The organism is Hylemonella sp. P2_B10 (genome assembly GCF_056404875.1).
The window spans coordinates 1,505,137-1,531,439 of sequence record NZ_JBFUDE010000001.1; the positions used below are offsets into that span (position 1 = coordinate 1,505,137).

23 protein-coding genes are annotated in these 26,303 nt (G+C 65.0%); 10 read left to right on the plus strand and 13 right to left on the minus strand.

Going from position 1 to position 26,303, the window contains the following annotated elements:
* The first annotated feature begins 80 nt into the window (after window positions 1–80).
* The gene (locus AC1DX2_RS07065; RefSeq protein ID WP_477195582.1) at window positions 81–1,226 is read left to right on the plus strand and encodes a helix-turn-helix transcriptional regulator; all 1,146 of its coding nucleotides are present in this window, start codon (window positions 81–83) and stop codon (window positions 1,224–1,226) included.
* Between the two features lie 101 nt (window positions 1,227–1,327).
* Window positions 1,328–2,350 carry a GGDEF domain-containing protein gene (locus AC1DX2_RS07070; protein ID WP_477195583.1) on the plus strand — a complete coding sequence of 341 codons (1,023 nt, stop codon included), beginning with the start codon at window positions 1,328–1,330 and terminating at the stop codon, window positions 2,348–2,350.
* A 379-nt stretch (window positions 2,351–2,729) separates the two neighbouring features.
* Here AC1DX2_RS07070 and AC1DX2_RS07075 read toward each other — a convergent pair whose 3' ends face one another.
* The 8 genes from AC1DX2_RS07075 to AC1DX2_RS07110 all read right to left on the minus strand — a co-directional run bounded on the left by AC1DX2_RS07075 (window position 2,730) and on the right by AC1DX2_RS07110 (window position 13,462).
* Complete coding sequence (locus AC1DX2_RS07075) at window positions 2,730–3,191, minus strand: methyltransferase family protein (RefSeq protein WP_477195584.1); 462 nt, start codon at window positions 3,189–3,191, stop codon at window positions 2,730–2,732.
* A 46-nt stretch (window positions 3,192–3,237) separates the two neighbouring features.
* Window positions 3,238–4,044, minus strand: coding sequence for an oxidoreductase (locus AC1DX2_RS07080; protein WP_477195585.1), 807 nt, complete (start codon window positions 4,042–4,044; stop codon window positions 3,238–3,240).
* 47 nt (window positions 4,045–4,091) lie between these two features.
* A complete protein-coding gene (locus AC1DX2_RS07085) occupies window positions 4,092–4,964 on the minus strand; it encodes a class I SAM-dependent methyltransferase (protein WP_477195586.1) in 873 nt (290 codons plus the stop codon).
* Between the two features lie 111 nt (window positions 4,965–5,075).
* Window positions 5,076–5,969 carry an NAD(P)/FAD-dependent oxidoreductase gene (locus AC1DX2_RS07090; protein ID WP_477195587.1) on the minus strand — a complete coding sequence of 298 codons (894 nt, stop codon included), beginning with the start codon at window positions 5,967–5,969 and terminating at the stop codon, window positions 5,076–5,078.
* A gap of 60 nt (window positions 5,970–6,029) precedes the next feature.
* Complete coding sequence (locus AC1DX2_RS07095) at window positions 6,030–7,586, minus strand: phospholipase D family protein (RefSeq protein ID WP_477195588.1); 1,557 nt, start codon at window positions 7,584–7,586, stop codon at window positions 6,030–6,032.
* Window positions 7,587–7,734: 148 nt separating this feature from the next.
* Window positions 7,735–10,842 carry an efflux RND transporter permease subunit gene (locus AC1DX2_RS07100; RefSeq protein WP_477195589.1) on the minus strand — a complete coding sequence of 1,036 codons (3,108 nt, stop codon included), beginning with the start codon at window positions 10,840–10,842 and terminating at the stop codon, window positions 7,735–7,737.
* Window positions 10,839–11,984: an efflux RND transporter periplasmic adaptor subunit gene (locus tag AC1DX2_RS07105; RefSeq protein WP_477195590.1), complete on the minus strand. Its 1,146-nt coding sequence runs from the start codon at window positions 11,982–11,984 to the stop codon at window positions 10,839–10,841. The genes AC1DX2_RS07100 and AC1DX2_RS07105 overlap by 4 nt, the downstream gene beginning before the upstream one ends.
* Window positions 11,981–13,462 carry an efflux transporter outer membrane subunit gene (locus AC1DX2_RS07110; protein WP_477195591.1) on the minus strand — a complete coding sequence of 494 codons (1,482 nt, stop codon included), beginning with the start codon at window positions 13,460–13,462 and terminating at the stop codon, window positions 11,981–11,983. Before AC1DX2_RS07110 ends, AC1DX2_RS07105 begins: the two co-directional genes overlap by 4 nt.
* Before the next feature lie 332 nt (window positions 13,463–13,794).
* Here AC1DX2_RS07110 and AC1DX2_RS07115 point away from each other — a divergent pair, with 332 nt between their 5' ends.
* Window positions 13,795–14,364 carry a TetR/AcrR family transcriptional regulator gene (locus AC1DX2_RS07115; RefSeq protein ID WP_477195592.1) on the plus strand — a complete coding sequence of 190 codons (570 nt, stop codon included), beginning with the start codon at window positions 13,795–13,797 and terminating at the stop codon, window positions 14,362–14,364.
* A 148-nt stretch (window positions 14,365–14,512) separates the two neighbouring features.
* Here AC1DX2_RS07115 and AC1DX2_RS07120 read toward each other — a convergent pair whose 3' ends face one another.
* On the minus strand, window positions 14,513–16,141 hold the full coding sequence (locus tag AC1DX2_RS07120; protein WP_477195593.1) for a tannase/feruloyl esterase family alpha/beta hydrolase: 1,629 nt from the start codon (window positions 16,139–16,141) through the stop codon (window positions 14,513–14,515).
* 225 nt (window positions 16,142–16,366) lie between these two features.
* On the opposite strand from AC1DX2_RS07120, the gene AC1DX2_RS07125 reads away from it, so the two are divergent.
* A complete protein-coding gene (locus tag AC1DX2_RS07125) occupies window positions 16,367–17,272 on the plus strand; it encodes a helix-turn-helix domain-containing protein (RefSeq protein ID WP_477195594.1) in 906 nt (301 codons plus the stop codon).
* Window positions 17,273–17,588: 316 nt separating this feature from the next.
* Here the strand turns inward: AC1DX2_RS07125 and AC1DX2_RS07130 are convergent, their stop codons facing one another.
* Window positions 17,589–18,596 carry a hypothetical protein gene (locus AC1DX2_RS07130; RefSeq protein ID WP_477195595.1) on the minus strand — a complete coding sequence of 336 codons (1,008 nt, stop codon included), beginning with the start codon at window positions 18,594–18,596 and terminating at the stop codon, window positions 17,589–17,591.
* Between the two features lie 47 nt (window positions 18,597–18,643).
* Window positions 18,644–19,561 carry a LysR family transcriptional regulator gene (locus AC1DX2_RS07135; RefSeq protein WP_477195596.1) on the minus strand — a complete coding sequence of 306 codons (918 nt, stop codon included), beginning with the start codon at window positions 19,559–19,561 and terminating at the stop codon, window positions 18,644–18,646.
* A gap of 109 nt (window positions 19,562–19,670) precedes the next feature.
* Here AC1DX2_RS07135 and gtdA point away from each other — a divergent pair, with 109 nt between their 5' ends.
* Genes gtdA through AC1DX2_RS07160 form a run of 5 tightly spaced genes read left to right on the plus strand, consistent with a single transcriptional unit; the run spans window position 19,671 to window position 23,554 of the window.
* Window positions 19,671–20,720, plus strand: a complete 1,050-nt coding sequence (gene gtdA, locus AC1DX2_RS07140) for a gentisate 1,2-dioxygenase (protein ID WP_477195597.1) — start codon at window positions 19,671–19,673, stop codon at window positions 20,718–20,720.
* A gap of 35 nt (window positions 20,721–20,755) precedes the next feature.
* On the plus strand, window positions 20,756–21,451 hold the full coding sequence (locus AC1DX2_RS07145) for a fumarylacetoacetate hydrolase family protein (protein ID WP_477195598.1): 696 nt from the start codon (window positions 20,756–20,758) through the stop codon (window positions 21,449–21,451).
* 26 nt (window positions 21,452–21,477) lie between these two features.
* Window positions 21,478–22,746: an aromatic ring-hydroxylating dioxygenase subunit alpha gene (locus tag AC1DX2_RS07150; protein WP_477195599.1), complete on the plus strand. Its 1,269-nt coding sequence runs from the start codon at window positions 21,478–21,480 to the stop codon at window positions 22,744–22,746.
* 2 nt (window positions 22,747–22,748) lie between these two features.
* A complete protein-coding gene (locus tag AC1DX2_RS07155) occupies window positions 22,749–23,219 on the plus strand; it encodes an aromatic-ring-hydroxylating dioxygenase subunit beta (RefSeq protein WP_477195600.1) in 471 nt (156 codons plus the stop codon).
* 8 nt (window positions 23,220–23,227) lie between these two features.
* The gene (locus AC1DX2_RS07160) at window positions 23,228–23,554 is read left to right on the plus strand and encodes a non-heme iron oxygenase ferredoxin subunit (protein WP_477195601.1); all 327 of its coding nucleotides are present in this window, start codon (window positions 23,228–23,230) and stop codon (window positions 23,552–23,554) included.
* A gap of 16 nt (window positions 23,555–23,570) precedes the next feature.
* Here the strand turns inward: AC1DX2_RS07160 and AC1DX2_RS07165 are convergent, their stop codons facing one another.
* Together AC1DX2_RS07165 and AC1DX2_RS07170 are read right to left on the minus strand one after the other, a co-directional pair.
* Window positions 23,571–25,007, minus strand: coding sequence for a Tar ligand binding domain-containing protein (locus tag AC1DX2_RS07165; RefSeq protein ID WP_477195602.1), 1,437 nt, complete (start codon window positions 25,005–25,007; stop codon window positions 23,571–23,573).
* Between the two features lie 24 nt (window positions 25,008–25,031).
* Window positions 25,032–25,568: a response regulator gene (locus AC1DX2_RS07170; RefSeq protein WP_477195603.1), complete on the minus strand. Its 537-nt coding sequence runs from the start codon at window positions 25,566–25,568 to the stop codon at window positions 25,032–25,034.
* A gap of 213 nt (window positions 25,569–25,781) precedes the next feature.
* On the opposite strand from AC1DX2_RS07170, the gene AC1DX2_RS07175 reads away from it, so the two are divergent.
* Window positions 25,782–26,294: a chemotaxis protein CheW gene (locus AC1DX2_RS07175; protein ID WP_477195604.1), complete on the plus strand. Its 513-nt coding sequence runs from the start codon at window positions 25,782–25,784 to the stop codon at window positions 26,292–26,294.
* Window positions 26,295–26,303 lie beyond the last annotated feature (9 nt).

The following is a 26,303-nucleotide window of genomic DNA, read 5'->3' on the forward strand; positions in this document are numbered from 1 at the left end:
GGGATGCCGCAGCGCACCATCGCTGGACACTCAGGCGCCCCACCTATATCCTGCTTGCACGACCAACAGGGAGGACCCGCGTGCAAGCAGACATCACCGAACGCATCGTTGCCCAATGCTACAACGCAGCAGCCGGCCGGGGGGACTGGGAGACCGCGTTGGACGGCATCAACGATGTCTGTCAGGCCTGGGCCACGCAGATGTTCGCGCTGGACAAGCGCAACGGCACGGCGCTGTTCAGCCACTACGGCGGCGGCGCACGCGCCGAGGCACACCTGGCCTACCTGCAGACCTACCAGCGCATAGACCCGCGTGCGCCCATGGTGATGGCATCGCGCACCACGGACTGGTTCCATTGCCACCAGGTCTTCACCGACGACATGGTGGCCGCCAGCCCGTTCTACCAGGATTTCCTCATCCCCGTCGGCGCGCGCTACGTCAGCGCCATCAAGCTGGTGGACGATGACGACATGGGCGTGCTGCTGGCCATCCTGCGCGGCGTCGGCACCCAGCCGCTGGAGCCGGGCACGCTGGCCTGGCTGGACAGCCTGCGCTTCCACATGGCCGAGGCCCTGGCCATCGCCCGCCACCTGGGAAGCCTGCACCTGGAGCGCATGGTGGGCCAGACGGTGCTGGACCGCCTGGCGCAACCCATCTTCCTCGTGGACGCCGCGCGCACGCTGCGCTACGCCAATGCGGCCGCCCAGGCAGCGCTCACGGCCGCATCCGCCGTCCACGCACCGGGTGGGGTCCTGCGCTGCAGCAACAGCGGCGACGATGCCAAGCTCACCGAAGCGCTGGACGCCCTGGTGGTAGCCGCCCCCACCTCCGGCCCGGTGGACCGGCAGTTCGTGCGCCTGCGCGGCCCGAACGCGCATCAGGCCATGGGCATCAGCCTGTCCGTGTTGCGCCCGATGGAAACCGCCGGCTGCTTCGGCGAGCTGCCGCTGGCCATGCTGGTGCTGCACGACAGCGCGCAGGCCACTGCAGGTGACCCCTTCATCATTCAGGAGCTCTTCGGTCTGACGCCCGCCGAAGCCCAGGTCGGCACCCTGCTGTGCCAAGGCATGGGGCTGGACGACATCGCCACCCGGCGCGGCGTCTCGCTCAACACCGTGCGCAACCAGATGAGCACCCTGCTCAGCAAGACCGGTTCCACCCGGCAGGCCGACCTGGTGGCTAAGCTGCTCAGCCAGTCGCACGGCATAGACGCTGCCACGGCCTGACACCCCCGGCGCGGCAATCAGCGGCGGCCAGCGCTGTAGCATATGGGGAATTGAAGGGCAGACCACTGATGGCGAAAACGGCACATTCCGCAGAATATCTTTTGGACCAACTGGGCGCGCTGAGCCTTGAGTTGGCCAACAAACCGCTGCAAGGCACCAGCGTTTTTGACAAGCCGCTGCAGATCGTCAACGAGGTCATGGGCTTTCACGTTGGCGTGCTGTACAAGATCGCCAACGTCATCGAAAGCGACTTGATCCTGGAGGTGGTGGGCGTGTGCAGCCCCGGCCACCACCGGCCGGACCTGGTGCAGGGCGCCAAGATCTGCCTGGACGTCAACCACCCGCCGGCGGAATTCGCCAACGAGGTGGCGGCCTTCAAACACCGCAACGTGTCGGCCATGAACATCCCCGGCTGGGGCTGCGACATCGTGGGCGCCATCTACATGCCCGAAAGCCTGGGCCACGGCTACCTGCTGGCGGGGGACTTTTTTGGCGACGAATCCGACACCCTGGCCTACGAGGTGCGGGCCTGCGAAATCATGTGCAATATGCTCAGCGCCATGCTGATGAAGGCCCAGTTCGAGCAACTGGCCAGCATCGATGGGCTGACCGGCCTGCTGAACAGCCGCGCCATCCGCGAAGAGCTGGAGAAAGCGGTGCAGCGGCGCAAACGCAAGACCTCCGGCGTCGGCGCCGTGGTGTTGGCAGACATTGATTTCTTCAAGAAGATCAACGACCAGCATGGCCACATCCAGGGCGACGCGGTGCTGCAGGAGGTAGGCAGCCTGTTTGACGCCTTCACGCGCAAGCACCTGGACGTGGCCGGCCGCTATGGCGGTGAGGAGTTCCTGCTGATCTTCGAGGACACCGACCAGGCCCAGGTGGCCAGCATCGTGGACCGCCTGCGGCAGACCATTGCGGACCACCCGTTCAAGAAAATGGGGCCCGCCGGCACCCCGCTGGAAGGCGAACGCCTGCGCGTCACCATGTCGTTCGGCATCGCGCTGCTGCATTGCCACAGCCAGGACAACAGCACCGCCGTCCTGTCAGCGGCCGACGCAGCGCTGTACCGGTCCAAGGAAGGTGGGCGCAACCGCGTGACGCTGGGCGAGTTGCCCGGCTGAACTCGACAAATTTCAGCGATGGTTGGCGGGATCAGGCCACCATGGCACTCATCTCCGCAGCTGGACAGGCCGATGGCCAGAGGCCGCGGATCTTCAGCCCGTCCCCGCCTGCGGCCTGGATGCCGCTACGCTGAGTGCCACGGTAGCCTGATCCTAGGAGCGCCCCGAAATCGGAACCCCCAAGACCAGATATAGAGTTAAGCCCACTTTGTGCCCGAAGCGGACTTAGGCAGTCCTGTACGCAACATCGGTATTCGTCTGCAAGCGGTCTTTCACTATTCAATGGCCGCAAGTGGGTCAGGCGGACTTGCAGTGCCTTCCGCAGCCGCCTTGAGCATATGCGTGAATATCATCGTCATGATTGGAGACCCGTTAGGCCTCATACCCATCTGCGTACCCTGCCTTTGTAAGCCTCGTACTCTGCCCCAAATAGAGACGCCAACACGCGTTCTTCCGGGATGATTTGGAACCGGGTGATGTACAGCACGAACACGACAACCCACAGCACAGCGAGCGGATTCGCAAGAAACACTGCCCACGCCAACAGGGTGAGCAAGAGCCCAACATACATGGGGTTGCGCGTGTACAGGTATACGCCTTGGACGACCAACGAGGACGCCAAGCTTGCCTTAACCGGGTTCACGGTGGTCTTGGCGCGCCGAAACGCAACCATTCCGGCGATGCTGATGCCTTGGCCTACGCACACCAAAATGACGGCGCAGAGCACGCGGGCCGGATAGGGAATCTGCACAAGGCCCGCGGCGGCTGGCGTCAGCCACATCAGAAGCGCAAGGACAAGCGCCACGATGGGGGGAGGAACCTTCAGTTCAAGCACGCTCATAACACTCCATGAGGTCTAGCACCCGGCCGTGAACACAGCTGTGATTTCAGCCCAGTCCAAACGTCTTGCGCAGACCCTTTTCGACCGGGCCAGCGGGCATGAAGCGGCGCAACTTGGCCAGAAGGGACGCTTCGCCCTTGGGCGTGTAGCGCATCTTCCACGGACCAAGTGCCGCGCTGACCATCGTCGCCACAACGCCTTCAGGCGTGGGCGCCTTTTGCACGTTGTTCTGGAAGGCTTTGGTGACGATGGCAAGCTCTTTGCTGTAGTCCGGGATTCTGGCAGCGGTCTGGGGCGCGTTGAGATCAAGGTTGGTTTTGGTGAAGGAGGGCTCGACCAGCGACACGCGGATGCCGAATTGGCGTACTTCATGATCCAGTGACTCGGACAGCCCTTCAACAGCGTATTTGGAGGCCGCATACAAGGCCATGTACGGCGAACATAGAAAGCCCACCACCGAGCTGACATTGACGATGCGACCGGAACGCTGCTGACGCATGTGCGGCAGCACGGCCTTGATCACGCGCAAGAGGCCGAAAAGGTTGGTTTCGAACAGCGTCTGGGCTTCGGCAATCGAGGTTTCTTCAGTCGCGCCCAGCAGGGTCACACCCGCATTGTTGACCAGAACATCAATGCGCTTGGCCTGCGCGATGATGGCCTGAATGCCTCGATCAACGGAAACATCGTCGCGGATGTCCATCTCAATGAGCGTGACGCCAGGTATGGCTTGGGCTTTTGCCGTGTTGCGCACGGTGCCGAAGACCCGGCAGCCTTGTTCGGCAAATTTTGTGGCGGCGGCGCGCCCGATACCTGACGACACGCCGGTGATGAGGACAACTTTGGAATTCGACATGGCAGTTCTTTTGTGTAGAGGATGTGGAGTGAGGAGAATCAGTTGTGTTAGGAGGTAGGTCTGATCGGATTGCGCGCCATGACGATCCACGCTGCGCCGTCGATCATCACCGAACGCTCGCCGGGGAGGCCCGCGAAGACGGCACGAACCGCAGCCGAGGCGCGGGCACGGATGTCGTCGGGCAGATCAGAGAGCGCACGCGACAGCGGGCCGACCTCGAGCGCCATCCTCACCGCGTCGTCGATCGCAGCGTCCCGCGTCTCGCCCTCGCCGAACGGGACGGAAGCATCGAAGGGTTCGATAGCGATATCGGTAAAGCCGGCTGCCGCCAGGATGCGCGCCACCCGCCCCCGGTCGCCGAACGAAAATGGACCGGGCGCTTCGGGATCGGGCGGCGCCATCGACGGGACGATGCCCTTGAGCGCACCCATCGGCAGGCGCGCCCAATCGTTCTCGGCCGCGCCGCGCCAGCAGACGAAAGCCACCCGCCCGCCCGGCCGGAGCGCGCGCCGCATATGGGCGAACGCCCTTGTCGGATTCTCGAAGAACATCACCCCGAAACGCGAGAACAGGATGTCGAACGCGCCCTCGGGCAGCACGGCGCTGCTGGCGTCGGCCATCTCGAACTGCGCCGACGTGTCCTGTGGTGCAAGCGCGCGCGCTCGGCCGATCAGTGGTTCAGATATGTCCACGCCCAACACTTGTCCCCCCGGGCCAACGCGGGCGGCCAGAGCCAGACTCGACGCGCCCGCGCCGCAGCCGACGTCCAGCACGCGCTCGCCTGTCGCGGGCGCGACGGCTTCGATCGCGGCCTCGCCGAACACCGCCGCCACGGCGTCGAGCCGGGCCTGGTTGGCGACCCAGCGCTCTCCGCTTTGACCATTCCAGTCGGCGGTCTGATACGTATTTTTCCCTGCCATGTCATATCCTTGTTCTGACTCGTTCCTAACTAGGCTCTCCCTTTGATCGAAGCAAGGAAAAGCCGAACCGATGCCAAAGCGACGACGCAACTGGCAAAGGGAACCTGGCCCTCAAACCAGCATCGATTGCTGGGCGAAGATGCCCGCCATTGCGCCCTGCGATGATGCCTGGGTGACCGAAGGCAAGAAGGGAATCGTGAGGTCGCCGGCGGCGTAGATGCCAGGCATGCTGGTTTGGCGGCGCTCGTCGACTTTGAGGACGATGCCGGTGGGCGTATCCACCGTGGCTAAGCCCAGTGATTGATGCAGGCTTGCGGAGGGCTTGTTGCGCGGATGGGCGAACAGGACGTCGACCGCGATCTTGTGGCGGGTATCGAGATTGACGGTGGTGATATGGCCCTTGTGATGGGCGATCTCGACGATACGGCCATCGACGACAGGTATGTTGCGGCGCGCCAGATCGGCCTGGATATCGGGCGGAATGTCGTGACCATCGGCGAAGACAGTCAACTTGTCGGTCCAATCGAGGAACAGCCTGACCTGATTGTGCGACTGCGGGCCGGACCAGATGAGGCCCCAATGCCGGCCGGCGACCTCAAAACCGTCGCAATAGGGGCAGGGCACGATAGACGTGCCCCAGCTTTCGGCAAAGCCCGGAACATCAGGCATCTGGTCGGTGACGCCATAGCTCAGGATGAGGCGGCGCGCCCCAAGGCTTTCGCCCTCGCCAGTGAGGACGATGAAGCCGTCGATAGCGCCGGAGACGCTGTCGGCCCGGGCACGGACCAGCCTGATCGTGGGATAACGCGCCAACTGCTGCCGCGCCTCGGTCAGGATGTCCAGCGGTGGCTTGTGATCGTGGCCGAGCAGGCCATGCGAGTGGGCGGCGAAGCGATTGCGGGGCAGGCCGGTATCGAGAACGGTGACCTTGCGCCGGGCACGGCCGAGTTGCAGGGCGGCGGCGAGACCGGCAAAGCTGCCGCCAATGATGATGACGTCATTCATGGTGATCTACTCCGTGTTGTGAATGGATGGGGGGACGAGGCAACTCCGATGAGCGTGGCCTTAAAGCAGCTCATCGGACACGAAAGGCGCCACTAGCCAAAGGTACAGGCGCAACCAGGGGTTGTCGTCGGGTTCGTTCGTGTGCACGATTTCTTGGCCGTTGGTATCGACCTCGACCCATTCGATGCGTCTACCATCTGCCGACAATCGCAGCTTGTACGCGCTGCTGGCCAGCGCGTCGTGTGTCAAGCCGCGGACGGTCTGCGCGAGCACCGGGCTTTCGATCACCAGGCCCACCTCAGTATTCGTGCGTTCCGAGCGCGGATCGAGGTTCATCGAGCCGATGAACAGCGTGCGCCCGTCTATCACGGCGGCCTTCACGTGCAGGCGCGCCTGCGACCGGCTGAGCTTGAAACTCGGCAGCTTGCCGGAGCGCTGGCTCAGACTCGGACTAATCTCGTAGATGTGCACGCCGGCCCTGAGCATGTCCACGCGGTAGCGCGCGTAGCTGCGGAAGGCCAGTGGCTCATCGGTCGAGCCGAACGAACTGGTGATCAGCGTGATGCGTCCGTTTTCGTCCGTGGCGCCGGCCGCACGTATCAGCGCCATCCCCCGCTCGCCAGGAATAAAATACGGCGACGCGATGATGACTTCGTCGTGCGCGCCGCTGAACAGGCGCAGTGCCCGTTCGGTCACAGTCGGGCCGGCACCCTTGTCGGGCGTGTCCACGAACACGCTGGCTCGGGCGAACGCCAGCGTAAGTGAACCTCTTTGGAACTGCTCGGCGAGTGACGTCGCACCCAGCAAATCCCGGCTGCGCTCATCGATGCGCATGGGCTCCGGGCCGATCCGGACGTCGAAATGCGCGCGCGATCCGGGCCCGGAGAGCTGACCGATCGCGTAGACCTGTTCGCTGTTCCAGTACGTATCAAAGACGCGCGACAGTTCCCGCACGACCGGCCCGCAAGTCAGCACGTCGAGATCAATGAAGTTCGCCTGCGCACTGTGCATGAAGTATTCCTCAGCGATGTTGCGCCCGCCCAGAACCGCGAAGCTGTTGTCTGCGATGAACAGCTTGTTATGCATGCGGCGATTGATGCGGCTCAACTCATGCAGCGACAGCAGCAGCCGCGTGGCGATCGAGCCGGCGCGGACGGGCAACGGGTTGTACAGACGCACCTCCACGTTCGGGAAGGCGGCGAGGCCGGCCAAAATCTCATCCTGGCCCGTAGCATAAAGGTCGTCGACAAGCAGCCGCACTCGCACGCCGCGAGCTGCCGCGTCGCGCAGAACACGCAGGAACCGGCGCCCGATCGGATCGTCGGCGATCAGGTAGTACTGCGCGTCGATGGAGACCTGCGCGCGCTGAGCCAGGTCGATGCGCGCGTTAAAGGCCGTCGGGCCCTCGGGCAGCAGGCGAAAGCCCGACAGTTCGGGCTCGCTCGCTGGCAGCGTCGCCGCCGCCGCCCGCGCCAGAAGCGTCCCGGAGACGTCGGACACTGCGAATCGAGGTGGCGCGGGCTGGTGCGCTGGCAGGCTCGCGCAACCGCCCAACAGCACCAGAATGCATGCGAGCAGGCGCAGCCGGAGCATGTCAAACAGATGCTCGAGGTACATCAAGCCTCCGCGTCGCGCGTCGCACCGAATGACGACGCTCCTGCCGCGATCGTTCCGCGACAGGCAATTCCCACGGCCAGCCGTGCCTGAGCCGCTGTGCCGCTGTGGCGGGAAGATGGTGCGAACGATCATCGGATCCGCCCTGCATTCAGGCTGGAGTTGCCACTGCCGCCATGCCGGAGGCCGCCGCCGGGCTGTCGCGCCGGACGCGGAACCAAGCAGCATACAGGGCCGGCACAAACACCAGCGTCAACGCCGTCGCGACCACCAGTCCGCCCATGATCGAGATCGCCATCGGCCCCCAAAAGACGCTGTGCGTGAGCGGAATCATCGCCAGCACCGCCGCTGCGGCCGTCAGCACCACCGGACGCGAGCGCCGCACCGTGGCTTCGACGATGGCGGCCCAGGGCGCGATCCCGCGGGCGATGTCCTGGTCGATCTGGTCGACCAGGATGATCGAGTTGCGCATGATCATGCCGCTGAGCGCGATCACACCGAGCAGCGCGACGAAACCGAAGGGCGCGTTGAACAGCAGAAGCGCCGGCACCACGCCCACCAGTGCCAGCGGTGCCGTCATGAACACCATGAACAGCCTCGAGAAGCTTTGCAACTGGATCATCAGAAGGGTCAGCATCACTGCGAACATGGCCGGGAACACGGCGAACAACGCAACGTTGGCCTTGTCGCTCTCCTCGATTGCGCCGCCTTCCTCGATGCGGTAGCCCGCCGGCAGGCTGTCGATGATGGGCTTGAGAGACGGTCGGATCTTTGCCGTGGCGTCCGGGCCCTGGACGCCATCCACCACAWCGCTTCGCACGGTGAGTGCCATGTCACGGTTGCGCCGCCACAGCACCGGTTCTTCGAAGCTTGGCTCGATGCGGGCCAACTGCGACAGCGGCACGGCGACACCGTTGCGCGAGAACACCTGCAGGTCGCCCACTTGGCCGATGCGCTTGCGCTCCTCGGGCGTGGCTCGCACGACCACGTCGATCAGTTCTTCGCCGCGACGGATCTGCGTTACCGGGGCACCGTCCAGCGTGGTCTGAACCAGGCCCTGGATGTCGGCGCTGGACAGGCCGAGCAGGCGCGCCCTGTCCTGGTCGACGTGGATCTGCACCGAGCGCACCTGCTCGTTCCAGTCCAGTTGCGTGTCGCGCACCAGCGGGCTCTTGCGCACCGCGTCGCGCACGCGATAGGCGATCTCGCGCACCTGCGCCTTTTCGGGCCCGATGACGCGGAACTGGACCGGGAAGCCCACCGGCGGGCCGAACTCCAGGCGCGTGACGCGTGCATTGACGTCGGGGAAAGCCTCGTCCTTGGCGAAAAGGTCCATCAGGCGCGCGCGCACCCGCTCGCGTTGTTCAATACCAGCCGTCTTGATGACGAACTGGGCGAATCCCGGGTTCGGCAACTCCGGCTGGATCGACAGATAGAAGCGCGGCGTGCCGGCACCAGTGTAGGCAGTGAAGAACTCGATGTCGGGGTCCTTCGCGAGCCGGGCCTCGAGCAGCTTCACCTGGGCGGTCGTGGCGGCGAACGACGCCCCTTCGCGCAGACGCAGATCCACCAGCAGTTCCGGCCGCGAGGCGGTGGGGAAGAACTGCTGCTGCACCGCCAGCATGCCGGCACCAGAGATAGCGAAGACCAGCACCGTGATGGCGAGCACCCAGGCCCGGCGATGCACTGCCCAGTCGACCATGCCGCGCAGCCGGCGGTAGACGGGCCGGTCATAAGGGTCGTGGTGAGCGCCGTGTTCGTGTTGGCTCGTCAGGTTCTTCGGCAACAGAAGCACACCCAGGTACGGCGTGAAGACCACCGCCACTAGCCACGACAGGATCAGCGCCGTTCCGACGACCCAGAAGATCCCGCCCGCGTACTGTCCGGCGATCGATCTGGCGAAACCCACCGGCATGAATCCGGCGGCAGTGACCAGCGTGCCGGTCAGCATCGGGAACGCCGTGGATGTGTATGCGTAGGTGGCGGCGCGCAGCCGGTCCCAGCCCTCCTCCAGCTTCACCACCATCATCTCGACCGCGATGATGGCGTCGTCCACCAGCAGGCCTAGCGCGATGATCAGCGCCCCCAGCGAGATGCGGTCCAGCGCCCAGCCGGCGGCGTGCATGACGGTTGCGACCAGTGCCAGCACCAGCGGCACCGAGGCCGCCACCACGATGCCGGTGCGCCAGCCCAGGAACAGAAAGGAGACGGCCAGCACGATCGCCAGTGCTTCCAGGAACGAGCGCTCGAACTCCCAAACCGAGTCCGCGACCACGCGCGGCTGGTCGGCGTATTGCTGGATGTCGACCCCGGCCGGGATTTCCTGCCGGATCTGGGCCAGCCGCTGCTCCAACGCCTTGCCGAAGTCCAGCACATTGCCGTTTTGCTGCATGGTCACGCCGATGGCCAGGACCGGCACGCCGTTGTGCCGGATGCTGAAGCTGGGCGGATCCTCATAGCCGGTGCGCACGGTGGCGATGTCGGCCAATCGCAGCAACTGACCACCGACTTCCAGCGTCACGTTGGCAACATCAGCGACGCTCTTGAACTCCCCGTCCACGTGCACCTGCACACGGTCGTGCGGGGCGTCGGCCGAACCGGCAGGCGTCACCAGGTTCTGGCGCGCCAGCGCGTCGAACACCGCCGTCGGCGTGATGCCGAGCGATGCAAGGCGCCGGGTCGACACCTCCACATACACGCGCTCGGCCTGCTTGCCCAGCACGTCGACCTTGGCGGCACCGGGCACGCTCTGGAGGCGGCGCTTCACGTCCTCGGTAAGCGTCAGCAGTTCGGCCATCGACAGATCGGGTGCGCTCAATGCATACAGTACGCTGTAGCGGTCGTTGTACTCATCGTTGAAGAACGGCCCGCGCACGCCCTCTGGAAACTCCTGGCGCATGTCGCCGATCTTCTTGCGCGCCTGGTACCAGGCGTTATCCAGCTCCTCCTTGCTGCTGCCGCCCTTCATCCAGAGCGTGATGCCGCCGTAGCCCTGGCGCGAGAAGCTGCGCACGTACTCGAAGTGATCGAGTTCCTGCAGGCGGCGCTCGATGCGGTTGAGCACTTGGTCTTGCACGTCCTGCGCGGTGGCGCCGGGCCACACGACGATGGCCGTCATCTGCGGCACGTCGAAGTTGGGATCCTCCAGGCGCCCGAGGCGGCTGAACGACAGGCTGCCGACGATCAGCGTCGCGATGATCAGGAACAGCACCATGGGCCGGTGCGTGACGGCCCATTCCGAAAGATTGAAGCGCTTCATGTGCTGCTCTTCGCAACAGAGGTCGTTGCAGCGTCGGGGGTGCGCTCGATGGCGCGCACGGCAGTGCCCGCATCGAGCTTCTGAGCGCCCACGCTGACAACCTTGCTGCCCATGGTCAGACCCGTGACCTGCACCGTGGCGTCGTCAATGGCCACGACCTGGACCGGTGTGAACACGAGGCCCGAACCCTTGGCGTTCACAGTCCACACGCCGGCGGGGCCACTGCCCCTGACCAAGGCACTCACGGGCAGTATTGCGGTCGCGGAGCCCGCCTGCGGTGCCGAAAGCGTCAACTGCATGGTGCTGCCCAACGGCAGCGCAGCCACGGGTTCGCGCGATTCGGGCGCGGCCGAATAGCGCGCGCGGTAAGTCCGGCCTTGTGCGCTGGCCTGCGGCGAGAGCTCACGCAGCACGAGACGGACCTGCGATTTCGGATCGTTCCAAGGGGCTGCCTTGGCGACCAGGCTTCGTGCCCGGCCGACCCAGTCCTCGGGCAGCTCTGCGACGATCTCGCGTTCACCGTCACGGGCCAGCGACATCACGGGCTGGCCTTCCGCGACCACCTGGCCGCGCTCGAAGCGCAGCGTCGTGACGACACCTGCGTAGGGAGCGACCAGCGTGGCGTAGGCCTCGCGATTGCGCGCAAGCTCGAGCTGGCGATTCGCTTGGTCCAGGCGCGCTGCAGCGGCGTCCGCGCGCGCCTTCTGCCGCTCGTGGTCGGCGGCGCTAACCGAACCGTCGGCCAACAACCGGCGAAAGCGTGCCTCGTCGGAAGCGGCCTGCTGCGCGTCCACGGAGGCGGCCTGCACCTGGTCAGCGGCCGCTTTCACGGCCAGCTCGTAGTCGGCCGGATCCAGGCGGGCCAGGACCTGGCCTGCCTTGACGCTGTCGCCGACTTCCACGACGCGCTCGACCACCTTGCCTCCGGTCCTAAATCCGAGCTCCGTCTCCACGCGGGCGTGGATCACCGAAGTGAAACTGCGACTCTGTGCGGAGTTGGCCGGTGTCACGGTCGTCACGAAGACCGGCTTCACAATGGTAGCCGGCGCGGGGGGGGCGCTGCAGGCGGTCAACAGCAGGCTGGTGACCGCGATGGTCGACAGGGAGAGGGCGGGGAAGATATTGTTCAATGAGCCGTTCATTGCAGTGTCCTTGCGGCAAGTGAAGTCATGTCGGTGCTGGGCTGTGTCATGGGAAATCCCCCGCCCAGGGCTTTGTAGAGCTGCACGTCGGCCAGCGCCTGCTGCAGGCGGCTCTCCGACAAGGTCAGTTCGCTGGCCAGCACCGAGCGCTGCACGTCCAGCAGAGCTAGCAGGTCGATCTGTCCTTCACGCTGCAGCGACTCGGCGCGTTGCAACGAATGGCGGCGGTGCTCGACGGTGAGCGCGAGGGCGGCGTTGCGCTCGGCCTCCTGCGAGCGCACGAGCAGGCTGTCCTCGACCTCCTGGACCGCCAGCAATACCGCCTTCTGCCAGATGAGCAACGCCTCGTCGGCGCGCGCGGACTGCACACGAGCGCCGGCATCGATTCGCCCGGCGTTGAAGATCGGCATCGCAAAGGCCAGCGCCACGTTGGAGAAGTTAACCGGCGCGAGATCGAGCGCATTGAGCTGCAAGTCTTCGCGACCCACCAATGCGCTCAGGAACAGCTTGGGCCACCACTGAGCCCGGGCTTCGGCGGTGCGCAGTGCCTCGGCAGCGACCCGCGCCTCGGCGGCGACCACGTCTGGGCGGCGCCTCAGCAGCTCGCTGGGCTGGCCCGCCGCGATGGCGCGCGCTGCCGGCCACGTGAAGCCGTCGTCGGCGTCGACAATGCGCACAGACGGGTTGCGGCCGAGCAGCACGGCCAACTTGGTCTGCGTGGTGCCGACCAGAATCCGCAGCGCGGGCACCTGGGCATCCAGCGCGTCGGCTTCGGCGCGCGCGCGGTCGTGGTCAAACGCACTTGCCTGACCTTCGCGCAGGCGGCTTTCCACGCGGCTGGCGGTGTCCCGTTGCGCCTGTGCCAGGGCCAGCACGATGCGCAGCCTCTCTTGGGCGCTGCGAAGCACGAAATACTGGCGCGCTACCTCGCTGGCGACCAGCAGGCGGGCGCCTTGCACTCCTGCAGCCGCCGCCGTGGTGTCGGCCTGTGCTGCGTCACGCGCAGCCCGCACGCCCCCTGCCAAGTCGATCTCCCACGCCACGTCGATCCCTACGCGCAGCGCGCGTGTGTCGGGCATCCCTTGCTTAACGGGATCAGGCAAGCCGCTGCTGCTGCGCGATGCGGAAGCCTGCACGCCCACCTCCGGCCACAAGCGAGAGGCCTGGGCATCCGCGCCCGCGCGGGCCTGGGCGACGCGCCGAAGCGCGATGGCGATTTCCTGGTTGGCGCCCAGCGCTTCCTCAACCAGCGCGGTGAGAGTGGTGTCGCCCCAGGCGGCCCACCACGCTGCGCCCGCGACCGCGCCTTCCGTCTGTGCCGCATGACTGTGGGCAAAGGTGGCCGCGAGGGGCACCGAGGGCGCGGGAGGCTGCACGGGGGGTGTCGAGCATGCCGTCAGCATGGCCCATGCCGCGAGCGACAGGAGCCGGGTTGCCCGGGGGGCCGACCCGTGGCTGCGCCAGGAGTAGAAAGTCATAGATCGATTGATTATTGGACTACGAGTTCAGTAATGTACGGCTGATATAGTGAACTGTCAAGTTCATTTAATATTTCAAGAGTCCGCCATGGTTAATGGTCCACTGCAGCTGCCGCTTCTCGTGCGGATCACACTGCCAATTGGCCAGTCGATCAGCTGTTGCATTGTGGGGTTCCTCGGATCGCCCTCAGTTACTGGACTACAAGTTCAATAATTGGTGTGCGCTATAGTGAACTGTCAAATCCACTAAATCTGCCATGGTCAGCCCCCCAGCTCCGTCCTCTCCCACGCCCCAACGCGGGCGGCCACGCGATCCCGAGCGCGGCCGGCGCATGCTGGAAGCGGCGCAAAAGCACTTCAACGAGCATGGCCTGGAGCGTGCCAGCATGGATGCCATTGCCGCGGACGCCGGTGTGTCTAAAACGACCATGTACAACAACTTCGGCTCCAAGGAGAGGCTATTTCAGGCGGTCGTGCGCGACAGGACGGCGACGGTGGTGGCTGGCGTCCCGAGCGCAGGGCCGCTGGACCCGGACCAACCGGAGAAAGCGCTGCTGGCGATCGGCGCCCGGTTTCTCGCACTCGCGCGCGGGGACGACGCCCTGGGCGCGATGCGCGCTGTTTACGGCGTCGCGGGGGTGCAGCCGGGAGTCTGCCGTGCGTTCTACAAGGACGGCCCGGAGCGTGTGAACGGCGAGCTGGCTGAATACCTGCGCCGTGCCGACTCGGCAGGTACGTTGAACGTGCGGAACCCGCGTCAGGCAGCGGACCTGTTCCTGTCGATATTCCTCGGCTCCGGGCACATTCGCGGACTGCTGAAGCTCGAGATGCCGGATTCCCGGGAAAACAGGGCTCTTCTGCGCGAGGCCGTGCGCGTTTTTATGGCTGCCTACGGTGCGTAGCCACGGCCTGAAGTCGCTAACACGCGGCGGGAAGCGAAGTTCTCTGCCACAACCAGCCGGATAGTTGAGATGGCCGACAGCGCGCCGCATACTAGGCAAGTCTCTTCACTTCAGTCTTATGACGAGAATCGATCTTCTCTGAACAGCGCTAGTTGCAACTGAAGTTCGCGGCATCGTCAGTGCTCCCCGAGCCCTTGTATTTGGCCACTGCTGGCCACGCGCAAAGCGGACGACTGCGCAAGATGGGCTGAGTGGCATCATTGTTCGTGTATTTAGTGGCAATCACCTTGTCCGGGGCGGTTCCGGTGTTCACCCACTTCACCAGTGCCTTGAAGATGTCGTGGTCAGAATCCGCTTGGGGGGCGGTGCCTTCCTGGCCGAACACGTTGGGCCCGTCGCCACCGTTGCAATGGCCCATGCCGGGCACCATGAACAGCCGGGCGAACGAGTTCACCGCCGTGGCGCCTCCCAGTTTTGTCTGTACCGCCTGGAAGTACTGCACCGTGCCCTCTGACATGATGAGCGGATCAGCCCAGCCGTGGTAGCTGATCAATTTGCCGCCGCGCGCCTTGAAGGCAGACAGGTCGGGGTTGTCGGTGCCTATCAGCGGGCCAATCATGGCCACGGTCTTGTTGAAGAAGGCCTCGTAGTTTGCATACGTCAGCATGGCCCAGTCCCAGTTCGGGTCCAGGTACACCCAGTACTTGCCCTGCTCCGTGGCAGCCGGGAAGGGCGTGGTGCCCGCCATGGACACGGTGGTGGCGCCACGGCTGGTGCCGGGCCACAGCTGCACGCCGCTGGCGTTACGCGCACCGCCCCAAATCTTCTGCATCACATTGGCCTCGGCCACCGACAGGCAGGTGTTGTCCGATGAGGAACAAGCGGCTTTCGTGATGGTGGTGTCGCTCACCGGGTTGTAGGCGCAGCTGGACGGGTTGTCGATCACGCCGTCGGTCACGCCGTCGGCGGCGTCGCAGGCGGCAATGGCGCGGCTGGTGGCCAGGGCCTGTTTCGGCGCAGACAGCACATAACCCAGATCCTGGCGCATCACCACCTGGGGCCAGATCTGCTGCGCCTGGAAACGGTCCCAATGGATGGCCGGCGCGCCGGCCAGGATGCCGTCATAGTCCTCGGGGTAGCGCTGCGCCATCATCATGCCCTGGCGCCCGCCGGTGGAGCAGCCGAACCAGTAAGACTTGTTGGGCGCCTGCCCGTAAAAGGCCTTGGCCAACTGCTTGCCCAGCACCGCCATCAGGTGCTCGGAGCGGTAGGCGAAGTCTTCCATCAGCGCGGTGTTGGCCACGCCGGGGGAGGCCATGGCGAAGGACCCGTCGAGGAAAAAGGCCGAGTGGCCGGTGTCGGTCTGGATGCCCATGTAACCCAACGCGGCCGCGTTCGTTTCCGCGCCCACCGAGCCGGCGAACACGCCGCCCCCTTGGGAGCGCAGGTCGCCATTCCACTTTCCCCCCATGGGCAGCGTGACCCAGATGTTGACGGCCTGCGCCACCCGCGCCTTCACCAGGCAATAGGGCACCGTGCCGGCGGTGCCGGTAGAAGCTTCCAGAATGGTCACCGGTGCGTCGGCCAGCAGCGTGGCCGCGCCTATGCCGGTCATAGAGCATTCCGTCACTGGTGCAATGGCCACCGGCGCGGGGGCTGGTGCCGCGGCAGAGTCGCCGCCGCTGCCGCCACAAGCACTCAAGCTAAGCGACGCGGCCAGCGCCGCCGCCGCGAAATATCCATGAAAGGCTGTTTTGTTGCCAAGGGCTGAACGCATGATGTCTCCGATTGTGATGAGCGAACACCCGCGATTGCACCGAAAGAGCCCCCGGCGGTCTTTCACAAACAGATCAAGATTTCAAAAACAGATACAGCCCAGGGAAAACCCCAGGCCCATGCCGACCCGGCACGCGCCGCGCTAGCGCTCATATCGCTTGCCGACATAGCTGCTATGCCGTTTGGACCCTGTTGTTCGGGCACCCGCTGCCTACAATCTGCGCACATGAGCGCGCGCGAAATGGAAACGGATTCACCCAATGTCCATGCGGAGCAAAGCCTGCTGCCGCCGCAGTTCCTCGCGCGCTGGAAAGGGCTGGCGCTGGGCTGGTTCAGCGCGGCACCGGAGCTTTACGCGCGTAACATCGCCTGGCCGCGCCCGCTGCTGGCCATGCTGGACACCGGGCGCGCACGGGCCGAGTTCGGCTTTGCACGCCACACCGAGCACAAGGACATAGGCGCCGGCGCCATGGGCCTGTTCAACGGCCAGATCGAGCCGCGTTTTTGCAAATGGAGCTGCCGCTCCGTGCGCCGCATCATGCTGGACCTGGACGCCGGCGCCCTGTCGTCTATTGGCTTGCAAGACACGGAGTTGGCGCACACCGGCTGGCGCCAAGACACCGAGTTCTACGACCCGCAAATCGAAGCGGTGCTGCGCTGCATGCTGCGCGAGGTGACCGCCGGCTGCCCCAGCGGCGCGCTGTACGCGCAGTCGCTGTCGCTGGGCCTGCTGCTCCGCCTGTCGCAGTTGCGCGGCGCGGGCGCCTCGGCGGGCATGGCACGGCGTGAACGCGGTGGCCTGTCGTCCTCGCAGCGCCGCCGGGTCGAGGAGTTCATCGCGCTGGACCTGGCGGGCGATCTGTCGCTTATGGCTCTGGCCGATGCCGCCGGCTTCAGCCCAGCTCAGTTCACGCGTCTGTTTCGCAACAGCTACGGGCAGTCGCCGCACCGCTACGTGCTGCTCAAGCGGGTGGAGCGTGCCCATGCGCTGATCCAGTCCGGCCACTTGTCGCTGGCCGCCATCGCGCAGGCTTGCGGCTTTTCCGGCCAAAGCCACATGACAAGCGTCTTTGCCAAGGAGTTGGGCACATCGCCCGGCACCATTCTGCGGACCAGCAAATTCAACCACTGAGGCTTCCTGTTGGAATCGTGGAGCACCATTGCGGCGATCATGGCTGCATACGGTGGGGCATCAGTTGGCGATCTGGCTGCCGCCGTAAGTCAGCATCGCCATCGAGATGGTGGTCATGCATTTGTTGAATACGCGTTTCCCGTGGCTGGCTTAAGGAGGCCACGACATAAACTTCGCTGAAAAAGTCAAAACCACGGCTGTGCCTGCGCGCGGCGACCTAACGTGGGCGTTAATCGTCCGCTTCCAGCCGAAGCAGACATTTGACTGAACGCTTGCGACCGTCCGCAACTGGTCGAAATGTGCCAACCTTCCACCTTCAATGCACAATGCCCGCGTAAACGAAGAACCCATAAGCCCCCAGCAGCCCAACCCCCAGCAAGCGCGGCAAGCCCTTGAGGATGGCCACCGACAAAAAGTGCACCACCCCCGCGCCCAGGATCACGTACACGCCGGTCTGGAACATGTCTGGCACCTGGATCGCATTGAACACGGCAAACAGGCCTATGCACATGGGGATGCAGATGTGCCCATCGCCAATCTGCGAGCTCAGCACAATGTCTTGCCGGCCCCGGCGCGCGAAGTACAGCGCGATCAAGGCATTGGGCACCACCATCAGCAGGCCGCTGAGCCAACCCAGGTTGGCCATGTCGACATACGCGTTGCCCGCGCCAGACACCCACGTCACCAGGTGGTCAATGGTGTAGTACACACCATAGGCGCCGCCGGCAATCACCGCCAGGTCGAACACGATGGACCATTGAAAAGCCTTGTTCTTGCGGATGTTGTCCTTCAGGATTTCAAACACGTGCAAGACCTGCCAGAACACAAACAGCGCGATCAGCACCAGGCCGTCATAGAAATCAACCACACCGTCCTTGGCCAGGGCCCACAGCGTGCCGGTGAACAGGAACAGCGCCACCAGGCTGAACAGCACCTCCAGCCCGCGGATGCGTTGCAGGCTCGCGGCTGGCCTGGCCTTTCTGCTGGCGCCACCTGCCTGCGCGCCGCCCGCAGCGGCAAAAATTGCCGACACCCCCAGTATCAACGTCAGGTTGGTGACGTTGTTCACCAGGCAGTTCTCCACCACCTGGCCGCCATTGCCGGCCGAGCGGCTCATCACATAGGCGAACACCAGGTTGGGAAAGCCCGAGCAGTAGGGCATGATCAGCGTGCCCAGCACGGTGCCTTCAAAGCCCTTGCTCTCCATGGCCTGCAACCGCCAGATCATCAGGAAAGAGGCGGTCAGAAACAGGGCCAGCAACACCAGGGGTTGCTTGCCATACGTGTGGACGATGTGAGCCAGCGTGTCAGCCGCAGAATTCATGAAAAGCGTTGAAGCCAATAAGTTACAGGGATGGTAAAGCGGATGGGCTAGGCCACGGCCCGCTGGTCCGCATGCGTGCCAAACACCAGCCCCCGCAGCCACTCGTTGGCCGGGTCCTTGTGGTATTTGGCGTGCCAGAACATGTTGATGGCAATCTCCGGCAGCGCCGCCGGGTGGTTGGCATAGGCCAGCCCGAACGGCCCCACCAGTGCCTGCGCCAGCCGCTCGGGCACCGTCGCCACCATGTCGCTGTGCTGCAGGATGTGCCCCACCGCCACGAAGTGCGGCACGGTGAGCCGCACCTTGCGCGCCACGCCACCGCGCTCCAGCAACTCGTCCACCCTGCCGTGGCCGGTGCCTTCGGAGACCACCACCACGTGGTCCGCCGCTGAAAACTCCGCCAGCGAGATCTTGCGCTTGTCCAGCAGGTGGCCCTTGCGGTACATGCAGACATAGCGCTGGCGGAATAGCCGGCGCTGGAAGAAGCCTGCCTTCAGCTGCGGCAGCAAGCCCAGCGCCAGGTGGATGCGGCCGGCCTCCATCTCGTCGCGCAGGTTCACGTTGCTGTTGCGCACCGTGCTCATGGTCACACCGGGCGCCACCCTGGCCAGCGCTTCCATCAAGGCCGGCAGGAAGTAGATCTCGCCAATGTCCGTCATGCCCACCGTGAAGGCGCGCTGGGCCTTCGCCGGCTCGAACGATGTCTTCTGGTTGACGGCGCTGTGGATCATGCCCAGTGCCATGGCCACCGGCTCGGCCAATTGCTGCGCAAAAGGCGTGGGCTCCATGCCCCGGGTGGTGCGCAAAAACAGCGGGTCGTCGGTGAGCTTGCGCAGGCGCGCCAGCGCATTGCTGGCCGCCGGCTGCGACAGGCCCAGCGTGTCGGCCACCTTCGACACGCTGCGCTCGGTCAGCAGCTGGTTGAACACCACCAGCAGGTTCAGGTCCATGTCCTTCAGTTCCATGCCGGTTCCATGGCTTTATTCACCAAATCAATGTGATGTATTGATTGAATTCTATTGCCTTATATCAAAGACGGCGCAATCATGACGCCGCCCCCATCGGAGACACCCCATGCCACATGCCGCCGCTCAGGCCGCCACCCAGGCCGCCCGCAGCCAGTATTACGAGCGCATCGCCCAGCACCACATGACGCCGCTGTGGGAAGTGCTGGGCGCGCTGGTGCCCCCCTCCCCCCGCACCGACGCAGTGCCCGCGCTGTGGCGCTACAGCGAGGTGCGCGCGCAGGTGATGGAGGCCGGCCGCCTGATCACGGCCGAAGAGGCCGAGCGCCGTGTGCTGATCCTGGAAAACCCGGCGCTGCGCGGCCAGTCGTGCATCACGACGTCGCTGTACGCCGGCCTGCAGCTGATCATGCCCGGCGAAGTGGCGCCGGCACACCGCCACACCCAGTCCGCACTGCGCCTGGTGCTCGATGGCGAAGGCGCCTACACGGCGGTAGATGGTGAGCGCACCACCATGCACCGGGGCGACTTCATCATCACCCCGTCGTGGACCTGGCACGACCACGGCAACCTGGGCACCCAGCCGGTGGTCTGGCTGGATGGCCTGGACATCCCGCTGCTGCGCTTTCTGGCTGCCGGCTTTTCCGAGAGAAGTGCGCAATCGTCGCAGGCCCCGCTGCGCCCCGAAGGCGACGCGCTGGCGCGCTACGGCGCCAACATGCTGCCGGTGGATTTTCAGCAAACACCCAGCGAGCCCACGCGCCTGTTTGTCTACCCCTACACCCAGACCCAGGCCGCGCTGCAGGGCATGGTCCACGGCAGCGCGCCAGACGCCCACCTGGGCCACAAGCTGCGCTACGTCAACCCCGCCACCGGCGCCTCGCCCATGCCCACCATGGGCGCCTATGCGCAGGCGCTGCCCGCTGGGTTCGAGACCCAGCCCTACCGCTGCACCGATGGCACGGTGTACGTCTGCCTGGAAGGCGACGGCGAGGCCGAGATAGACGGCACCACCCATGCCTTCAGCGAAAACGATGTCTTCGTCGTCCCCTCCTGGCACACGCTGCGCCTGCGCGCCGGCAAGCCGCTGACGCTGTTCAGCTTCTCCGACCGGCCGGTGCAGCAGGCCCTGGGGCTGTGGCGCGAGCAGCGCCTGTGAACGACTTCAACCGCCCAACTCCCACCCCTGTCTCCATGCACTACGCCGTCCCTGCCCCCACACAGCACACCCTCAGCATCGCCGGCCACGCCGAGCGCTGGCCCGTCAACCGCATCTTCTGCGTCGGCCGCAACTACGCCGCCCATGCGCGCGAGATGGGCAAGGACCCGGAGCGCGAGCCGCCCTTCTACTTCATGAAGCCCGCGCAGGCCAGCGTGGACGCCGCGCAGACCACCACCATCCCCTACCCACCCAAGACCGCCAACTTCCACCACGAGATCGAGCTGGTGCTGGCCATAGGCCAGGGCGGCGCCGACATCGCCGCCAGCGATGCGCTGGCGCACGTCTACGGCTACGCCGTCGGCCTGGACATGACGCGGCGCGACCTGCAGCTGGAAGCACGCGACAAGGGCCGGCCGTGGGAATTCGGCAAGTCCTTCAGCGCCTCGGCGCCCATAGGCGCCATCCACCGCGCGCAGGACCTGGGCCACCCCGGCGCTGGCGCCATCACCCTCACCGTCAACGGCCAGCCGCGCCAGGCCTCCGACATCGCCAAGCTGATCTGGTCGGTCTCCGAATGCATCGCCGTGTTGTCGCAGTTCGAGACGCTGGAGCCCGGCGACCTGATCATGACCGGCACGCCCGAGGGCGTGAACGCGGTGCAGCGTGGCGACGTGCTGCACGGCGCCATCGCCGGCCTGGGCGACATCACCGTCACCGTCGCGCCCTGACGCCACACCCCCACCAGGAGACCCGCATGGACAGCGCCGCCACCCCCGTGTTCCCACACACAATCCATTGGGAGAGCAGCGGCACCAGCCGCATCCCCTTCATGGCCTACACCCAGGCTGACCAGCACCGCAAGGAGCTGGAGCGCCTGTTCTACCGCAAGCATTGGTGCTACGTCGGCCTGGAAGCCGAGATTCCCAACCCCGGCGACTTCAAGCGCACGGTGATCGGCGAACGCTCGGTGCTGATGGTGCGTGACGCCGACCACGCCATCCACGTGGTGGAAAACGTCTGCGCCCACCGCGGCATGCAGTTCTGCCGCGAGCGCCACGGCAACCGCAAGGGCGCCGGCTTCACCTGCCCCTACCACCAGTGGAACTACACGCTGCAGGGTGACCTGCAGGGCGTGCCGTTTCGCCGTGGCGTCAAGCAGGAGGGCAAGGTCAACGGTGGCATGCCGGCCGACTTCAACCCCGCCGAGCACGGCCTGAACAAGCTCAAGGTGGCCGCGCGCGGCGGCGTGGTGTTCGCGTCCTTCGATCCGGACGTGGAGTCGCTGGAAGACTTCATGGGCCCGGCCATCCTGGGCTACTTCGACCGCCTGTTCAATGGCCGCAAGCTCACCATCCTGGGCTACAACCGCCAGCGCATCCCCGGCAACTGGAAGCTGATGCAGGAGAACATCAAGGACCCCTACCACCCCGGCCTGCTGCACACCTGGTTCGTCACCTTCGGCCTCTGGCGCGCCGACAACAAGTCAGAGCTGAAGATGGACGCCCATGGCCGCCATGCCGCCATGATCTCCACCCGCGGCGCCAGCGGCAAAGCCGACCAGGTGACGCAGGTCGCCAGCTTCAAGGAGAGCATGCAACTGAACGACCCGCGCTTCCTGGACATCGTTCCCGAACCCTGGTGGGACGGCCCCACGGCGGTGATGATGACGCTGTTCCCCAGCGTTATCCTGCAGCAGCAGGTCAACAGCGTCTCCACCCGCCACATCCAGCCCAGCGGCCCCGGCGCGTTCGACTTTGTCTGGACGCACTTCGGCTTTGAAGACGACACCAAAGAGATGACGCAGCGCCGCCTGCGCCAGGCCAACCTGTTCGGCCCGGCCGGCTTCGTGTCGGCCGACGATGGCGAGGTGATCGAGCTGTCGCAAAAGGGCTTCGAGCAAAAGCCCTTCCACCGCACGCTGGCCGAGCTGGGCGGGCGCGACGTGGGCGACACCGACCACATGGTCACCGAAACGCTGATACGCGGCATGTACGCCTACTGGCGCCAGCAGATGGAGGACTGAGCATGGACTTCCCCGACTACCTCGCGCTGACCCAGCTCTACGCCAGCTACGCCGCCGCCATCAGCTCCGGCCAATGGGACCTGTGGCCCGAGTTCTTCACCGACGACTGCAGCTACCGCCTGCAACCGCGCGAAAACTTCGAGCGCGGCTTCCCGCTGGCCACGCTGTCGTTCGAGAGCAAGGGCATGCTGAAGGACCGCGTCTACGGCATTCGCGAAACGCTGTTCCACGACCCGTATTACCAGCGCGCGGTGGTCGGCGCGCCCGTCATCCTCAAGTTTGAGGCAGACCGTTTCGAGTGCGAAGCCAATTACGCGGTGTTCCGCACCAAGCTGTCGGAGCTGTCCAGCGTGTTCAGCGTCGGGCGCTACATCGATGTGGTGGTGCGCACGCCGCAGGGGCTGAAGTTCGCCTCGCGCCAGGTGATCTACGACAGCGAAATGATCCCCAACTCCATCATCTACCCCATCTGAGAAGCCCCATGAGCAACACCGAATGGACAGACGCCGCAGCCGCGGACGAGGTGCGCGCCGATGACGTCATCGCCCTCCAGGTGGCCGGGCGGGAGATTGCGCTGTACAGCGTGGAAGGCGAGCTCTTCGCCACCGACAACCTGTGCACCCATGGCCACGCGCGGCTGTGCGAAGGCTTCCTGCTGGGCCACGAGATCGAATGCCCGCTGCACCAGGGGCGATTTGATATCCGCAGCGGCCAGGCCACCTGCGAGCCGGTCACCGAGGCGATCCGCAGCTACCCGGTGAAGATCGATGGGGGTCGCGTGTTTCTGGCCGTACCTGCTGAGCAATAGCAGCGCGGCAGCAGACTCAGCCCTGCAGCGGAAACAGCAGCTCGAAGCGTGTGCCTCGGCCCAGGGCCGTGCTCACCAGCACATGCCCGCCGGCGCGCGTCATGATGCCCTGCACCATCGACAAGCCCAGGCCAGTGCCCTTGCCCACGTCCTTGGTGGTGAAGAAGGGGTCAAATATCCGGGGCAGCACCTCCACCGGAATGCCCGTGCCCGTGTCGGCCACTTCGATGGCCAGGAACTGACCCGAGATGCGCCGCTGGCTGGTCAGGCTGATCTGGTTGTCCACCGCCGTCCTGCGCACGCTGATGGTGATGCGCCCATGGTCCTGGCCATGCGTCTGAATGGCGTCGCGCGCGTTGATCACCAGGTTCACCAGCATCTGGTTGAGCTCGCTGGCATCCATCAGGATGGGCGTCTCGTCATCGATGTGGCAGCGCAGCTCCATGCTGGAGGAGATGGCGTGGCTCAGCATGGACTCCACCTCGCGCACCACTGTGGTGGGCTGGATCAACCGCACGTTGTCGCTGGGCTGGGTGCGGGTGAAGGAAAGCATCTTGGCCACCAGGTCGCGCGCCCGCTCGCTGGAAGCGATCACCTCGCGCAGATACCTGGCCAGCTTGGACTCCTTGTCCGGCACATGCTTGTCCAGCGCCAGCTTGGCGTAGCCCAGGATGGCCGTCAGGATGTTGTTGAAATCATGCGCAATGCCGCCGGTCAGCTGGCCCAGCGCCTGCGCCTTTTGCGATTGCTGCAGCTGGCGCTCCAGGTCGCGCTTGGCCATCAGCGACTGCTCAAACTCCGCGTTGGACTTGACGATGCTGCGCACCAGGAAGCGGCCGAAAAACACGGCAAACCCCAGCCCGCCCAGCATCGACGCAAAGGCTGCCAGCAGGATGTAGTTGAAGCGGGTCCTGGCGTCCTGGTACTCCTCGTTGGCCACCTCCAGCTGCAGCTTGCTCAGGGCCTGCAACCTTTCGCGGTAGGGGACTGACAGGGGAATCATCACCTCCGTCTGCATGCGGCGCACCTCGTCAAGCCGGTTGGCCCGCCACGCTGCCAGCGCCGGGCGCAGGCCCTCGTCCTGGAACCGCCGCAGGTCCTTCTGGAATGCCTGCGCCAGCACCTCTTCCTCCGGCGTCATGCCGGTTTGCAGGTACTGGCCGTACAGCTGGTTGACGGTGTCCAGGTTGGCATCGGCGTCCGCCAGGTACTTGTCAATGGTGCCGGGGTCGCGGAATTCCTGCCCCACGGCAATCACCAGCCAGGTGCGCTGCATCAGCCGCTGCACCTCCGACAACTGCCACATCGGCACGGTGCGGTCGGCATAGACCCGCTGCAGCGCGTCATTGGTCTTGTAGATGCCCACCAGGCCGACGCAGCCCACGCCCACCAGCAGCGACGCCAGCACGGCCACCAGCAGGATCAGGCGGTTGGAGGTGCTCAGCTGCTTCATTGACATCGCCGGTTGTTGCCGCCTTCAGTCCTGCAAGCCCAGCGCCAGCAGCAAGGCGTCGGTGTCCAGCGGCTTGGCAAAGCAGCGCTCGGCGCCGGCGGCCAGCAGTTCCTGCTCATTCTCCGGCGTCAGGTAGCCACTCATGCCGAACACGCGGATGCCGGCATAACCGGGGAAGCTCTTGATGCGCTTGCACACCTCCGTGCCCCGCATGCCGGGCATCATCAGGTCCAGCAGCACCACATCGGGGCGGAACGCCATGACCTTATGGCCCGCCTCGAAGCCGTCGTAGGCGGTCTCCAACAGTGTCTGGCCGTTGTAATCGCCCAGCAGTTCCACCAGGAAGCCCACCAACGCCTGATCGTCGTCCACGATCAGGATACGCAGCGGTCCCTTGTTGCCAGAAGGGTTCCCGGAGCGCGCAAAGCGCTCCACCACCTCGCGGCTGTAACGGCGGTGGCCGCCGGGGGTGATTTCGGCCTCCAGCAGCCCCCGTTGCGACCAGCCCCGCACCGTGATGGGCGACACCTTCATCCGCTGCGCCACCTCTGCGGGGGTCATCCACGGCTTCTCTGATTCAGTCATTGCCAGCATACCTCTAGTCGTTTCGATCGATTATTGATCGATTTGGGCGATTGTATACGCGTTCTGCCAAATACGATAATTTAGATTTAATCGATTAAAACGCTTGACATGCGGTCAGATTAAATCGATGATACCGATCTAACAGATTGAAACGTCTTGCTTCCATCCTTCCTTACGAAAGCCGCAGCGATGATCCAGACCACAACCTTGCCAACCACGGCCTCCCCGACTGCCGCGTCGCAGACCAGCCGTCCGTCCGAGTACCTGGCCTTCAAACTGGGCAGCGAACACTACGGCATCGACATCCTGTGCGTGCAGGAAATCCGCTCTTACGAATCCCCCACCCGCATGGCCAACGCGCCGGATTTCATCAAAGGTGTGGTCAACCTGCGCGGCGTCATCGTCCCCATCATCGACATGCGCATCAAGTTCGGCCTGACCCAGGTGGACTACGACCACCTGACGGTGGTGATCGTCATCAACGTCGGTCGCCAGGTGCTGGGCATGGTGGTGGACGGCGTGTCCGACGTCATTTCGCTGACGGCTGAAGAAAAGCGCCCGGTGCCCGACATGACGGCCAGCCTCATCAGCAGCCACATCCAGGCCATCGCCACCATCCAGGAGCGCATGCTGGTGCTGCTGGACATCGAAAAGCTCATGGCCAGCGCCGAGATGGGCCTGGTCTCCCAAACCGTTCAATAAACCCACTGC